The 14,291-nt window shown below is 57.3% G+C and carries 15 protein-coding genes and 1 tRNA gene; 3 read left to right on the forward strand and 13 right to left on the reverse strand.

The genetic code is table 11. The features are described 5' to 3' along the window. Positions 1-19: 19 nt before the first annotated feature. A complete protein-coding gene (locus M5D89_RS09475; protein ID WP_248885560.1) occupies positions 20-538 on the forward strand; it encodes a hypothetical protein in 519 nt (172 codons plus the stop codon). Positions 539-646: 108 nt separating this feature from the next. On the opposite strand, the gene M5D89_RS09480 is transcribed toward M5D89_RS09475, so the two are convergent. After that, positions 647-2,161 (reverse strand): AAA family ATPase, encoded by a 1,515-nt coding sequence (locus M5D89_RS09480; RefSeq protein ID WP_248885561.1) that lies wholly within the window; start codon positions 2,159-2,161, stop codon positions 647-649. 111 nt (positions 2,162-2,272) lie between these two features. Next, positions 2,273-3,385, reverse strand: coding sequence for a hypothetical protein (locus M5D89_RS09485; RefSeq protein ID WP_248885562.1), 1,113 nt, complete (start codon positions 3,383-3,385; stop codon positions 2,273-2,275). 70 nt (positions 3,386-3,455) lie between these two features. On the opposite strand from M5D89_RS09485, the gene M5D89_RS09490 reads away from it, so the two are divergent. Further along, positions 3,456-4,364 carry a metallophosphoesterase gene (locus M5D89_RS09490; protein ID WP_248885563.1) on the forward strand — a complete coding sequence of 303 codons (909 nt, stop codon included), beginning with the start codon at positions 3,456-3,458 and terminating at the stop codon, positions 4,362-4,364. A gap of 2 nt (positions 4,365-4,366) precedes the next feature. Further along, on the forward strand, positions 4,367-4,714 hold the full coding sequence (locus tag M5D89_RS09495) for a hypothetical protein (protein ID WP_248885564.1): 348 nt from the start codon (positions 4,367-4,369) through the stop codon (positions 4,712-4,714). A gap of 338 nt (positions 4,715-5,052) precedes the next feature. Here the strand turns inward: M5D89_RS09495 and M5D89_RS14235 are convergent, their stop codons facing one another. The 11 genes from M5D89_RS14235 to M5D89_RS09545 all read right to left on the reverse strand — a co-directional run bounded on the left by M5D89_RS14235 (position 5,053) and on the right by M5D89_RS09545 (position 14,269). After that, positions 5,053-5,184: a hypothetical protein gene (locus tag M5D89_RS14235; protein ID WP_283102978.1), complete on the reverse strand. Its 132-nt coding sequence runs from the start codon at positions 5,182-5,184 to the stop codon at positions 5,053-5,055. A 183-nt stretch (positions 5,185-5,367) separates the two neighbouring features. Further along, positions 5,368-6,366 (reverse strand): site-specific integrase, encoded by a 999-nt coding sequence (locus M5D89_RS09500; protein ID WP_248885565.1) that lies wholly within the window; start codon positions 6,364-6,366, stop codon positions 5,368-5,370. Between the two features lie 113 nt (positions 6,367-6,479). Continuing rightward, a tRNA-Ser gene (locus M5D89_RS09505) sits at positions 6,480-6,568 on the reverse strand. A gap of 46 nt (positions 6,569-6,614) precedes the next feature. Then, positions 6,615-7,565 (reverse strand): protein translocase subunit SecF, encoded by a 951-nt coding sequence (gene secF / locus M5D89_RS09510; RefSeq protein WP_248885566.1) that lies wholly within the window; start codon positions 7,563-7,565, stop codon positions 6,615-6,617. Between the two features lie 7 nt (positions 7,566-7,572). Then, positions 7,573-9,357, reverse strand: coding sequence for a protein translocase subunit SecD (gene secD, locus M5D89_RS09515; RefSeq protein WP_248885567.1), 1,785 nt, complete (start codon positions 9,355-9,357; stop codon positions 7,573-7,575). A 10-nt stretch (positions 9,358-9,367) separates the two neighbouring features. Next, complete coding sequence (gene yajC, locus M5D89_RS09520) at positions 9,368-9,706, reverse strand: preprotein translocase subunit YajC (protein ID WP_248885568.1); 339 nt, start codon at positions 9,704-9,706, stop codon at positions 9,368-9,370. 98 nt (positions 9,707-9,804) lie between these two features. Beyond that, positions 9,805-10,062 carry a GlsB/YeaQ/YmgE family stress response membrane protein gene (locus tag M5D89_RS09525; protein WP_248885569.1) on the reverse strand — a complete coding sequence of 86 codons (258 nt, stop codon included), beginning with the start codon at positions 10,060-10,062 and terminating at the stop codon, positions 9,805-9,807. 99 nt (positions 10,063-10,161) lie between these two features. Next, positions 10,162-11,274: a tRNA guanosine(34) transglycosylase Tgt gene (gene tgt / locus M5D89_RS09530; RefSeq protein ID WP_248885570.1), complete on the reverse strand. Its 1,113-nt coding sequence runs from the start codon at positions 11,272-11,274 to the stop codon at positions 10,162-10,164. After that, a complete protein-coding gene (queA, locus tag M5D89_RS09535; protein ID WP_248886460.1) occupies positions 11,271-12,302 on the reverse strand; it encodes a tRNA preQ1(34) S-adenosylmethionine ribosyltransferase-isomerase QueA in 1,032 nt (343 codons plus the stop codon). Before queA ends, tgt begins: the two co-directional genes overlap by 4 nt. 6 nt (positions 12,303-12,308) lie before the next feature. Next, positions 12,309-13,637, reverse strand: coding sequence for a hemolysin family protein (locus M5D89_RS09540; protein ID WP_248885571.1), 1,329 nt, complete (start codon positions 13,635-13,637; stop codon positions 12,309-12,311). 38 nt (positions 13,638-13,675) lie between these two features. Further along, positions 13,676-14,269 carry a CBS domain-containing protein gene (locus tag M5D89_RS09545; protein WP_248885572.1) on the reverse strand — a complete coding sequence of 198 codons (594 nt, stop codon included), beginning with the start codon at positions 14,267-14,269 and terminating at the stop codon, positions 13,676-13,678. Positions 14,270-14,291 lie beyond the last annotated feature (22 nt).

Here is a 14,291-nt window from a genome sequence, read left to right on the forward strand (position 1 = left end):
TTCTTGGGAGGGAATCCGTATGAAAAATATCGTGTTATTTTTTCTGTTGTTAGTTTCCCCGCTGGCCCTGGCGGGAACCCCTTTTGCACAAATGACGATACCGAAACCGATCGGAACGGTATATCTCGATAAGACGCCGCTTCCCGCTTTTGCTGCTTATGCCTATGGTCCAGGGGCTGCTTTTCAAGGCGAGGCGGATGTGCAGCTGCAAAACAGAAACTTCGCCTTTCACATTCCTGCCGAGATGCAAAAGAACTACGCCGTTTATGTGACCGCATTTGGTCCGTACCTCCTGCCAAAAGGCATGCGCTATCTTTTCTACCAAGGAGCCTCTGGCGGAGAGAGTCTGCACATGCGCAATCAGAGTGGCTCTGTCGAGGTGCGCGGATCGGTCGTGCCTGGAGCGTCATGGAATAACAACAAAACGACATACGAGAATAAAATCCTGCTCAAGAACATGCCGGAATCGGAAAAGTCTATCATCCGGAGCTTCGCCAAAAGCGATGCTGTGCGACGCAACGTGATGTCGATGGATTGAGGAACAAGGCGCCACCCGAAGCCTTTTGCTGAGGGAAAAAAACATTCGGCCCCATTGCGGGGCCTTTTCTTTCTGCTGGTAATTGGCGTTTTTCCCGGCTCCCCCTCGTCACTGGATCCAGCTTGGCCCGGCAGCAGAAGCCTGTTGCATCCTCGCCTCCCAGTCGAGGAGATCCTGGGTGAGAGATTTCAAGCGCCGCAGAGACCGCGGATTCTTCCGGAACGCATCCCGCAGCCGCTTCACCAACGCGGGATCCAGACGCGGCAAGTCCTCCACGTCCGTCCCCCAGTCCCGGGCGATGTCTTCCAGGATGTTGCCAAAGAAGCGGGAAAAGTCCTCCCCCCGCGGCTCCTGTACATAGATGACACGGAAGCGTGACTTCAGTGGGTCCGGCAGCATGCGGATATCATTGGCGGTAGCGATCCAGTTGATGCGCGAGTAATCCACCGGGGTGAGCATGAACTCATCCAGCACCTGCGAAGCCGTCGCGGGCTCCAGCATACCGAGCAAGGTATCCCAGACCCGCCCGTTCTGTCTGCCTTCCCCGATCTTGTCGATTTCATCCAGGCACACCAGCGGGTTGGCGATCTTCGCCTTGAGAAAGTATTCGAGCAGGGCACCAGGGCGGGCGCCTGCCCAGCCGCGGGCGTTGCCCTTGAGCAGCATGTTGTCGTTCATTCCGTTCAAGGAATAGAGCCGGCTTGGTACTCCTAGCTCCCCGGCGAGGCGGCGGCAGAAACGGCTCTTGCCGATCCCGGCACCCCCCACGAGCAGGATGGGAGAAAATTGCAATTCGCGCTGGTTCAGATACCGCGCCCGCGCACTCGAGCCCAGCAAGCGGTCGATCACCTCTTGTAGATTGGGGAACTCGGCACGCAAGGTCTCTGCCCAATCGTCACTCTTTGGCCACGACGCCAGTGGCAGGGGTTCCAACAAGGGTTTCATACGGCGGATCTGTTCCTTCTCCCGCTGTTCCGTGCTGGGGACGAGATCCTGGAGAATCCGCACGCCATCAATGGAATCTTCCACGCCCAACAGGTTCTGTGCCTCCCATCGCAAGCCGAGGAGTGCTGGTTCGTCCACCCCGAGTTCCGCCATAAGCTTCAGGGTCTCTTCGGCAATTTCTGGATCACGGTTGGCGATGGCCGCACACAGTCCCACCTCTGCCGCAAGTGTCCTGATGCTGGCAAATCGCGATGTTTGCTGACGCAGGGATTGCTCGTCGGCAGCGACGGCTTGCCAACGCAGAAAAACCCTTTTGGCAAATGCGGCATCGACGCGCCCCTGAGAGATCCTCTCATTTTGCACGAGGACCAATTGGGCCATCAGCGAGCCCATCTCGGCGGCGAGCGAACACCATCGCAGACCCGTCTCGGCATCGTCTGGCAGGAAGTCAGAATTCGGCAAATAGGCGCGGCCAATATCCGCTAGGGCATCACGAAAGGCATCTGCGCTCAATGTGTCTTCCTGTGCCAGCTCCCAGCAATCTTCCTTTGCCAGGAAATCGCTCTGACTTTTCCAGAGCTGCAAGGCTCTCTTTGCCGAGTCGGTCCCGGCTTTTTTTACATCCGCATCGAGTCGTTCTCCCAACTCCCGAAGTTCTGCTACGCGATTCAGAATCATGACCTAAGCTCCTCGTGATGATCTGTCACGAGGGACATTATAGCCATAGTAACACTGTTGTCAACTGTTGTGTTATCTATCTGTTAACCAGCTTTTCTGAAAAAAAACTCCTCACCAGTCGAGATCGGCCGGGTCCGGGCTGACGATGTCCTGGAGACAGGCCAGGGCCAGGCCCAGACAGGTGCCACCAGGGGCGCTCGATATTTCCAACCTGTCGCCCCGCAGATAGAGAGCAGGATGGCCGCTCGGGACCGGTTCTCCCCAGGGTGTCAGACGGCCACAGGGCAAGGCGCTTGCGGTTTGTATGAGCCAGCGTTTGTCGGAGCGGGAATCGACGTAGAGGCGAATCTTTCCCTCCCGGGCGAGCTGGAAAGCCTGTGCACCGAGCAGCAGGCGATCCAGGCGGACCAGACCTTCAGGAAAGAGCCGCTGCTCGGGGAGCGGGAAGATGGGAACGTCGACAATTTCTGGATGGACGCCATCGGGCACTTCCAGGCGGTGGCGCAGGGTACGCCAGGCATGGCGACAGGCGGTCTCGTCGGTTTTCTGCTCGCCAGATAGAGAATGCGGCTCACTGCCTGGAAGCTTGATGCCCATTTGGTAACTGGCCCATTCCGCCCAGGCATTCCAGTCGGCCAGCTTCTGTAGATAGTCCGGTTGGGCCTTTTGGAAGTGCTGATTCTGCTCGGACTCAGGAATATGGATTCTCCCCTGGCCACCCAGAAACGCAATAATCTGCTGGTGATTCCATCCGCTGGGGTGCTGGTACACCGCATGCGGCCGGTTCCAGTGGGGATGCTGGTCGCGCAACAGAAAGAAGACCTGCGGACGCAGAGAGAGCAGAATCTGGCCTTCCGTGGAACGGATCAGCAGATGCAGCCAGTCGCGCTGGGTCACACCGATCTCGAAAAAGATATCCACGCCTTGCTCGGGGTCCAACAGGCTCTTAGGGATGCGTAACAACGACTCGAGCTCACGTTCCGAAGCGACCTTCCAGAGGTGTACACCCTTCTGTAAACGCAGAGCCCCGGAGGGATCGAGATACAGACCGGCCCAATCGAGGAGTTCCAGCGCCTTTTGGCTGCCGATGGCTGGGCGCCCATGCAGAAAGCTGACCAGATTGGTGCGGCTAACGCCAAAGCTCTGGGCAATGTGCCCCATGCTCCAAGGCGACAGGGAGAGGAACGTATGCAGGACGTCGAGGGGAAGGATCGTTTTCTTCATCGTAATACACTTGATAAAAATGTTACGTTATGCTATGCTACGCTGGTCTGTTTTGCAAGGGAGATTCCTCATGCAAAAAGCACTCTTTCTCGAGTCCAACCCCTTGCTCGCCCACTTTGAGGAAAATCGCCGCGGCAGGGATTTCGTCGTCGGCGACCTCCACGGCTGTCTCGACCAATTCCGCAAACTGCTGCAGCACGTCGCCTTCGATCCCGAGCGGGACCGGGTGTTCTCCGTCGGCGACCTTGTGGATCGTGGTCCCTACAGTTTTGCGACCTTGCAGCTCCTAGAACAGCCCTGGTTTTATGCGGTGCTGGGCAATCACGATGCCATGTTTCTGGCCTATGCGGTCCAGCAGGGTTTTGGCCCGGAGCTGGAACGGGATTTTCGCTTGGAGATCTACGGTAGTGCGTTCCGGAAGAATGACGGCAGCGACTGGGCCATCGCCTTGGGGAGAAATCCAGCGGATGCCGTGCGCCGCCTCGTGCAGCGCCTGGGCACCCTGCCCTTGCTGATCCGGGTCGGTTCTGGGGAGCAAGCCTTTTGGATTGCCCACGCCGAGCGCATTGCCTTTTCCACCGACGACGAGCCGCGGGCACTGACGGACGAATATCTGCTGCAAGGGGCGTTTTTGGACGAACTGCGCGCACCCTGGTCCGTCATTGGCTACGACCTGGAAGGGAACTGGTGGGATGCGCTGCTTTGGGGGCGCTCCGTCCGCCGGGCGATGCAATGGCAAAGCGATCTCCCGCAGCAGTGGCCGGGTGTGGGCATTACCTTCGTTGGGCACACGATCACGGCATCCAGAAATCATCAGGTGCGGGAGGCTGCCAGTCATGTGTTCCTGGACTTTGGTGCCTACCAGGCAAGGAAAAAGGGCTGCGGCCTCGTCCTGTGGGACGTGCAGCAGGATCAGGGATACCAATATCGAGCCTATGCACCGATTGTGACCATTACTCGTCAAGCCGACCGGGAGTGAAAATGACCACAGACGAACTCAATGCCCGCATCCTGCGGGATGGAGCCATCTTGCGCGGCATACTGCAGCGGGTTCGCGACAGAATCGACCCGATGCTTTGGGAGGACCCATACGGGCAGGTCTTTGCACAAGCGGTACTCCCCAAAGATCAGCCTCGCCTGTCGGCGTTGGAACAGGAAAAAGGGCTACTTTTGCTATCCAAGGTCTACGGTTGTCCACCCGCCCTGGAGCAGGTCCCAGACTGGATCCGCAAGCGGATTGCGCCAAGGGACATGGGCCTCGAGACCGCAGCCGAACGCGTCCGCCACGACCACCGGCGCTTCGATGGGTTGTCGCTGAAGAGGGATTGAGCAGGTCGTAGCCAGCCAGATCGGTCGCGCAACCACCTGGCCCGGAAATATACCGAAGCTCACTAGCAAGGCTCCAAAACGCAGCCGAGGCCAAAACGCTCTCGGCTGCTTCCTTTACAATCTGGGATTCCAGCCGTAATCGCCTTGCCGCGCCATCGAGCATCGAGGGCATACCGGATGCACAAGAAAGCGGAGAAGGATACCCGGCGACGAGATCGGCGGGGGCTATGTGCAAAGCCAGATCAGCGATCTGTCAGCGTGGAGGGTGAGGCGGTGAGATGGCGTAACCGCTAGTTACAGCATAACCACCAAGGCAAGGGGGGTATCAGGTATGCTGATCAATGGTGCTTGGTGTTATGTTCTTTATCGTCCACCTTGTGCTGTTTTCCGAAGCGATCTACGGCAACCACGGCGGTTCCAATGATTGCGAGCAAAGTAACACCAAGCGAGCCCATAACATTACCGCTCATCGTCCACCCCTGTAGCGACCAGAAAGCAGCAAACTCTAACCAAAGAAACATGACCAGTGACCAAACGAAAATACCCCAGCTCGGCCAATCCTACAGCTTGGAGTGTTGCGGCAAGATGCTTGGCTTGCTCTGTGTTCATTCTGCCACCCCAACCGATGCCCTAACATAGCGTTAGGCCTTATCCTACCCTAACCGCTTCGCCAGATCCTCCGCCTTCAGATGAGTATAGCGTTTCAGCATTTGCAATGTCTTATGGCCGGTGATCGCCGAGACTTCCATGGGGTTGAAGCCCTTCTCGAAGAGGCGGCTGGTTGCCTCGTGCCGTAGGTCGTGGAAGCGGAGATCCTCGATGCCAGCACGTCGGCAGGCGCGGGAGAAGGCATCCTTCACTCCCTCTTGCTTATACTTCCAGACCTTCCCATTGATCTGGCGCGGAAGTCCATCAAGTACCTTGCAAGCGGCAGAGGAAAGAGGAACAACCCGACGAGTGCCGTTCTTTGTCATATCTAGAGTGATCGTGCGCTTGGCAAGATCCACGTGCTTCCACGTTAGCCCCATGATCTCCCCTTGGCGCATCGCAGTTTCCAGTGCGATCTTCACAATTGCGGCCAATTCGGGATTGATAGCCTCGCACGTATCCAGCAGGATTTCCTCTTCGCCATCCCGCAACCTTCTCTCTCTGCCCTGGGGCACCTTTGGCTTACGGATCACCTCGACCGGGTTTGCGAGCGATTCTAGACCCCATTCCGTGCGAGCTACCTTGAACAGATGCGACAGCAACGCCAGGTGCAAGCGAATCGTATTGGCGCCCTTCCCTTCTTCTTCCATCTCCTTGACCGACTCCGCGACATCTCGGCCACGGACGGATGCCATATATAGGTATGCAATCCGGCGACGCTTCCACTGGTTCACATAATCAACCTCTCGGCGACCACCCTTCTTGGTTGGGACGACTTCGGTCAGGTAGCGATCCAGACACTCCATGAGCGTTGTGCCCTCTGCCTCTGACCGATCTTGCCAAACACCCCGGGTCATCTCTGACTCGATCACGACTGCCCACGCTTCGGCCTCACGTCTCGTCCTGAAAGTCTTGTATTGGGGAGGGAACCCTCTTTTTCTGACCGACACCTTCCAGCCGATGTGCTCCCCTTCTCGGTCGTAGCTGGGCGCGATCGAAGCCATATCAACCCCCTTTTCAGCGCAGCAAAACCAAGCTCAGTGTGCTGCATTTACGCTGCAAAATCAAAACCTGGAAGATTGACGGAAGGGATATTTTTCTAACTGTTTGTTTTTATTGGCGGAGAGGGTGGGATTCGAACCCACGTGACATTGCTGTCCATCCGATTTCGAGTCGGCGCCGTTATGGCCACTTCGGTACCTCTCCAAGGGCCCCATACAGTAATGCATCGACGGGTCCGGCTCAAGAGCCTTCACAGAGTCGCGCCGTCCTTACGGTCCTTGGCGCTGATAAACTGCCGCTTGAGCACGTGCTCGCGCTTCAGTCCCAACCACAGGGCAATCGGGCTGGCCACGAAGATGGACGAATAGGTGCCCACCACAACACCAATGTCCAGAGCCGTAGCAAAGCCGTGAATCACCGGCCCACCAAAGAGAAACAGCGCCAATGCGACCATGAAGGTGATAAAACTGGTAATGATGGTACGCGAGAGGGTTTCATTGATGGCGATGTTGAAGATCTCGGCCACGCTGCCATTCCGTGCGGCACGTAAGTCTTCGCGCATGCGGTCAAACACCACCACCGTATCGTTCAAGGAATAGCCCATGATAACCAGCAGCGCGGCAATCACGGTCAGGGAAAACTCTTGCTGGGAAATCGCAAAGTATCCCACGACGAGAATTGGATCATGCAGCATGGCGAGTACGCCGCCGGTGGCAAAACGCCACTCGAAGCGGAATCCGACATAAATCAGGATGCCGATGGTCACGACGATCAGGGCAAGAATGCCATCGTTGCGCAGTTGCTTCCCCACCTCCGGACCCACGTATTCCGTGCGCCGTAGCTGCACTCCCGGATAGGCCTGAGGATCATGCTGAAAGACCGACAGGATCTTGCTGGATACTGCACTACTCTCTCCGGGACGGGTGCGCAGTCGAACCAGCAAGTCCTTGTCTCCGCCGAAGGTCTGCACCACCGCATCTCCATAACCCGCACCTTCCAACGTGTGGCGCACGGTGCCCAGGTCAGGCGTTTTGCTGAAGGCAAGCTCAACCAAGGTGCCACCCGTAAAGTCGATACTGTAGTTCAGGCCACGAACTAGAAAGACGACGACCGATGCGATAATTAGAAAAATCGAGATCCCTAGAAAGATCCAGCGACGCGACATGAAATCGATATGGGTACCAGATTTGATGAATTGCATGCTGACCTCAGATCCAGAGTTTGCCAACGCGGCGCTTGCCGAGGACAAGTTCGACGATACCGCGGCTCATCATGGTTGCGGTAAACATGGATACCAAAACGCCAATGGTAAGGACCAAGGCGAATCCCTTGATCGCACCCGTACCGAACTGGAACAAGGTGAGTGCCGCAATCAACACCGTGATGTTCGAATCAACGATGGTTGCGAAGGCCTTCTTGAAACCAGTATCAATACTTGCACGCGGACTCATGCCACGGCGCAGCTCTTCGCGGATGCGCTCAAAGACCAAGACATTAGCGTCGACGGCCAAACCGATCTTGAGAACGATGCCGGCTATACCCGGCAAGGTCAAGGTGCCGCCCATGATCGATAAGACCGCCAAAATCGCAAGGATGTTCACCAGAATGGCCAAATCCGCAATCAGCCCGAAGAGGCGGTAGTACAACGTCATGAATCCAACGACAAAGATCATGCCGAAGATCACTGCCATGACCCCGTCGTGAATGGAATCCTGCCCCAGGGTCGGACCGACGGTGCGCTCTTCCGAGACATGCACCGGCGCCGGCAATGCCCCCGCACGCAGCTCGATCGCCACGTTACTGGCATCCTTCAAGCTGGAAAATCCATTGATCTGCGCTCGGCCGCCGGTAATGGCCTCTTGAATCACCGGGGCGGTCACGACCTTGTTGTCGAGCAGAATCGCCATCCGCTTGCCCACATTCTTGCTCGTCAGGTCGCCAAAGATCCGCGTTCCCACGCTGTCAAAGCTGATATTGACGATTGCGCTACCGGTATTGTTATCCACACCAGCGGTAGCACCGTTCAGGTAACGTCCGGTAAGTACGGTATCGGTATGCAACAGGTACGGTTGACCATCACTGCCATAGTAGAGAGCGTCACCCGCTGGCACCTGCCCCTTGAGGGCTGCGGCCAAATCATTTTCGTTGGCCACCATCTTGAATTCCAATTGCGCGGTAGAACCGATAATGGCCTTGGCACGCTGGGTATCCTGCACGCCAGGCAACTGCACGGCAATGTGCTCCTGACCCTGACGCTGTATCTGCGGTTCGGCCACGCCCAGTTCATCGATACGATTCCGAATGACGACAATGGCCTGCTGCAACGCGTCGTCTGTCTGCTTGGTGACCGTCGCTGGGGGCATGCTGACTTCAATCTGCCCCTGCCCTTTCTCCGTGGCCAACAAATCCGGATATTGGCTGGCGATGACGCGCACCGCTGCAGCGCTGAGGTCATCTTGCGCCATTTCCACGCCCAGCTTATCCGGACCGGTGATCTCTACCTTCAGATACTGCAGGTTGTGATGTCGCAAGAGGGTACGAATACCATTCTGGTATTCTTCCAAATGGTGATGAATCAGGGCCTGCGTTTCGACGCGCAAGAGAAGATACACGCCACCACGCAGGTCGAGACCTAAATTCACGGGCCGCCCTCCCAGCGCGCGAAGCCAATCGGGCTCCGCCGATTGTTGCGACAGGATCACCTGCGCGTTGCTGGGCAATCGGTTTTGCAGCAGGGTCTCAGCCAAACCTTGCGCGTCATCATTGGGAAAATAGAACGTCGTACCCTGACTGCTGCTGATCTGCCGGCTTACGGGGATCTTGGCCTGGCGCAGCCAGTCCGCCATGGTGGCGACTGGCGGCAATTGGGTACCCACAGGGGCACGCACGTCGATGGCTGCGTGCCAACCAAAAAAATTGGGTATCGCATAAAAGATGGCGGGAACCACGATCGCCAAAATAATGAGGTACTTCCACCACGGATAACGGGTCATGCCAACGCCTTTAGAGTTTTTTCAGGGTCCCCTTGGGCAGGACCATCGTGACGGCGCTGCGCTGAATCTTTACGACGGTGTTTTCGGCAATTTCTATCTGCAGATATTCTTCCCCTGCCTGCATGACGCGTCCCACCAGCCCACCTGAACTGACCACTTCGTCACCCTTGCCAATCGCAGCAACCATATCCCGTTGTGCCTTGGCCTTTTTACTTTGCGGGCGGATGAGCAGGAAGTAGAAGATGGCGAAAATAACAATCAGCGGCAAGAATTGAAAAATCATGCTGTCCGAACCGCCCCCCGCGTCAGCAGTCGCTGCGTAGGCAGTAGCAATGGGCGAAAAGTTCATGAACCCCTCCGGTTCCAGTATAAGGGCGCCATTGTAGCCCCTCGCCGCAGGACAGGAAAGCCGCCCACCGCCCCCTCTGTCACAGGAAATTCCCTCATTCAGACCTTCTTGATCAACTTGATGACAAAGAGCAAGACGACTGCACCAATCACGGCGACAATGATAGATCCGAGAATTCCGGCGCTAAAGAGAGCGGCCAAGCCTACTGCTGTCAACAAAAAGCCGCCAATGAAAGCGCCAATCACACCAACAATGATGTCCCCAAAGAGGCCAAAGCCTCGTCCGCGAATCAATAAACCAGCGAGCCAGCCGGCAATGCCACCGATGATCAAAAAAATGATAAGATTCATGAGCATGAGAATATCCTTACTGTGGCTGATTGATCAGAGAATTGCCCTAATTCCCAACACAAGGAAAAATAGATTTTTTCTACTATCGATTTTTCTACCAGCGGCCTAATCCGCTGGGCATTGGACACCACGCTGACGATAAAATTCCACGCGAAATTCCGCCAGACGGTTAGCCGCAATGGCGTCCCGCATTTCTCTCATAATAGTTTGATAGTAATACAAATTATGCCAAGTATTCAAACGCGCACCGAGAATTTCGCGATTCTGTTGTAAATGGCGCAGGTAGGCGCGGCTGTAATTACGGCAGGTATAGCACTGGCACTCAGGATCTGGCGGCTGGATATCGCGCGCATACTCCGCGTTGCGCAACTTGAGGGTACCCGAGCGCGTGAAGAGCCAGCCATTGCGGGCATTGCGCGTGGGCATCACGCAATCGAACATATCGACCCCTCGCCAAACCCCTTCAACCAGGTCTTCCGGCGTGCCGACCCCCATCAAATAGCGTGGCTTGGTCTGGGGCATTTCCGGCAGCAGATGATCGAGGACGTGAAACATTTCTGCCTTGCCTTCCCCCACCGACAGTCCACCGATCGCGAGACCGGGAAAATCCAGCTTCTCCAGAGCCGCCAGGGATCGTGAGCGCAAATCTGGAAACATCCCCCCCTGTACGATACCGAAGAGACGTCCCGCACCGGCATAGCTGGCACGGGAGCGCGCCGCCCAGCGCATGGAGAGTTCCATACTCGCCCTGGCCGTGGCGTGGTCGGCTGGATGCGGCGTGCACTCGTCAAAGGCCATGGCGATGTCCGAACCTAGTCGGGCTTGTATTTCCATGGATTCTTCTGGCCCCAGAAACACCTTCCGCCCATCGTTGGGGGCACGGAAGCTCACCCCCAGCTCCCGTAACCGACGCAGCGCCCCCAAGCTAAAAACCTGGAAGCCACCGGAATCTGTGAGGATAGGACCATCCCAATGCATCATTCCATGCAGTCCACCGAGGGCCTCAATCACCTCCAGGCCAGGACGCAGATACAGGTGAAAGGTATTTCCGAGGATGATCTCCGCGCCCAATTCACGCAGTTCCTCTGGAGTCATCGCCTTGACCGTACCGTAGGTTCCCACCGGCATGAACGCTGGCGTCTCCACCGTGCCGCGGGAGAATTGCAGGCGCCCGCGCCGCGCGGCACCATCTCGAGCCAGCAAGGTAAAAAAGCTCATGCCAATGCACCCGAGCAAATCAGCATGGCATCACCGTAGCTGAAAAAGCGGTAGCGTTCTTCTACCGCATGACGATAGGCCGCTAGGATCAGTTCGCGTCCCGCCAGAGCGGAAACCAGCATCATCAAAGTCGATTCTGGAAGATGAAAATTGGTAAATAGCGCGTCGATGACGTGAAACGCCTTGCCCGGGTACAAAAACAGTCGCGTCTCGTCCGCAAAGGGACGCAGCGTGCCATCGCTGGCGGCACTTTCCAAGGCACGACAAGCAGTAGTCCCGACGGCAATCACCCGCCCTCCCCGCGCTTTCGTCGCCGCTACCGCCGCCACCGCTTCCGCACTCACCCGGGTGATTTCTGCATGCATCTGATGCTCTTCAATGTCGTCCGCACGCACTGGCAGAAAGGTACCAGCACCGACATGCAGCGTAACAAAGCAGGAATGGATACCTGCTTGTACGAAGCGGTCCAGCATGTCCTGATCGAAATGCAGTCCCGCCGTAGGTGCCGCAACGGCGCCAGGTTCCCGCGCGTACACGGTCTGATAGCGCTCGCGGTCACTGTCATCCGCCTGGCGCTGAATATAGGGGGGTAGCGGTACCTCGCCGTAGCTTTCCAACAGGACAAGCCAATCTGTGGACTCTCGCTCTAACCAGACTTGCATCTCGCGTCGATCATTCACCGTCGCAAAGCTGCCATCGGGCAAGGACAAGCGCATTCCCGGGCGTAGGGGTTTGGAAGCGCGGGCAAAGAATATTGCCCTGCCGTCCTTCAGAATGCGATCCAGGAGCAACTCCACCGCGCCACCACTTTCTTTGCGTGCCCGTAGGCGGGCGGGCAGTACTCGAGTGTCGTTGAAGACCAGCAAGTCGCCCCGCCGCAACAAATTCGGCAGCTCCCGCACTTGCCTGTCCTGCCACGCCTGCGCCTGCGGATCGACTAGCAGCAAACGGGCGGCACTGCGCTCTGGCAGAGGCTCCTGGGCGATCAAATCGCTGGGGAGATCGTAATGGAAATCGGACGTACGCAGTGACACTCAGGTAAACCACTCATCAGAATCGGCGGCAGGATGCGGGAAAACCTGCAAAGAGGCAATACGCGGCCCATCACGCTGTAAAACCAGCACATCAAAATCGCGAAACCCAACCCGTTCCCCCTGCTCGGGCAGGCGATCCAGGCGCTGCATCAGGAGGCCGCCAATGCTATCGGCGTCACCGGCCTCATCGATGTCGCGATCCAAAACCTGCTCCAGAGAATAAATCGAGAGGCTTCCGGACCCGATCCAGGAACCATCTTCCTGTTCCTGCCAATCCCGATGGCGATGGCGAAACTCATCCGGGATTTTCCCCAGTAACGCCTCCAACACATGGTCCAGGGTAACAAAACCAGTGATGGTGCCCAGTTCGTCGACCACCAGCGCAAAATGCGGTTGCCCGGAGCGGAAATGGGCCAGTAGCTCCATCGCTGGCAGATCACGCGGCACTGCCGGCAAGGGACGGGCAATACGGTGCAGATCAATAGCCGCGTCGGCGTGCCAGAGCAGCGGCAGTAGATCCTTGACATGCACCAGACCACGCACGTGCTGGCGATCGCCAGCGCAGAGAGGATAGCGGGTATAGCGATAGCGCAACAGGGTACGGCGGATTTCTGCCGGGTCGGGCTGGTCCATCAAACAGATCATGTCGGCTGCGGGGCGCGCCAAGTCCCCCGCGCTCAGCTCATGAAAGTCGAGTGCCCGTTCCAGAATGTCTCCCGTACGCGCGCCCAGGGTGCCTTGCGCCTGACTGAGAGCCAGGATCATGGCCAATTCATCACGCGTATGCGGGGCATCCCCGTGTTCGGCGTTCAGCCGCATACCGAACAATCTCAGCAACACCCGGGTGCTGCCATTGAGCAGCGCGATGGCGGGATAGAGCAGCCAATGAAAGGCATAGAGCGGCAGTGCAGTCCACAGAGAGACAGACTCCGCCTTGCGAATCGCCAAAGACTTTGGCGCCAGCTCACCCAGGATGATCGTCGCAAAGGCCACGAGGACAAAGGCGACGGCAAAAGACGTGGACTCTTGCGCTGTAGCGGACTGGATGCCCCAGGCGCGGAAGGCTGGGCGCAGAAGTCTGGCTACTGCTGGCTCACCAATCCAGCCCAAGGCAAGCGAGGCAAGGGTAATGCCCAATTGCGTCGCGGAGAGGTAGATATCGAGATGGCGGTGGATACGCCGCAATACTCGCCCACGCCAAGCATGTTCTTGGACGAGGGCGCGCACTTGGGTACTGCGCAAGCGGACCAAGGCAAACTCTGCCGCCACAAAAAACCCATTGATCAGAATCAGGAGGAACGCTACAAGTAGCGCTGCGGACTCAGGCATGAACGCTAACCCCGCCCTGCCTGAGTCCGCACCTTCGGTCAGCTTTCATGATCGACGAGCAATTGCTCCAGTTCACTAAAACTCTGTACGGCGCCGCCCGTTTCGATCTGCACTCCGAGCTGGCGGGCGATTTGGCTCAAGGAAAACACGCCGCGCACACAGGGCTGCTGATCCTTTTCTTCGACCAGGGCGTGCTGACGACCCATTTGCTTCATGGTCTGGACGAGATCCCCCACCGAGGATCGCTGTACTTCGGCAAAGTCGAGCACCTCGATCTGTCCACGCCGGACCATGATGTCGCCAATCTGCACTTGATCGCGTTGCACTTGCTCGCGAGCGGCAATTCGCACGGGCTTTTCCCCCATCAGATCGCGGGCAGTGACCATTCCCACCAGATCACCCATGGCGTCGACCACGAAGAGCATGCGCACGCCAGCGTGTACCATACGCTGCAGTGCGGCATCAACCGTCAAATCGGGGTGGACGGTTACCGCCGGTACGCGGCGTAGATCGGTCATTACCTTGAGAGCGCTATCATTGACGGAAACATGAACCGGCAGGCCATTATCAAAGTACGTCAAGCGCGAATCGACGTGTAAGTGATGAATTTGCAAAGGTCGAAATCTGGTCATGTTGTTTTTCTCCTTTGGGACG

It is taken from the genome of Acidithiobacillus acidisediminis (assembly GCF_023277115.1).
GTDB lineage: Bacteria > Pseudomonadota > Gammaproteobacteria > Acidithiobacillales > Acidithiobacillaceae > Igneacidithiobacillus > Igneacidithiobacillus acidisediminis.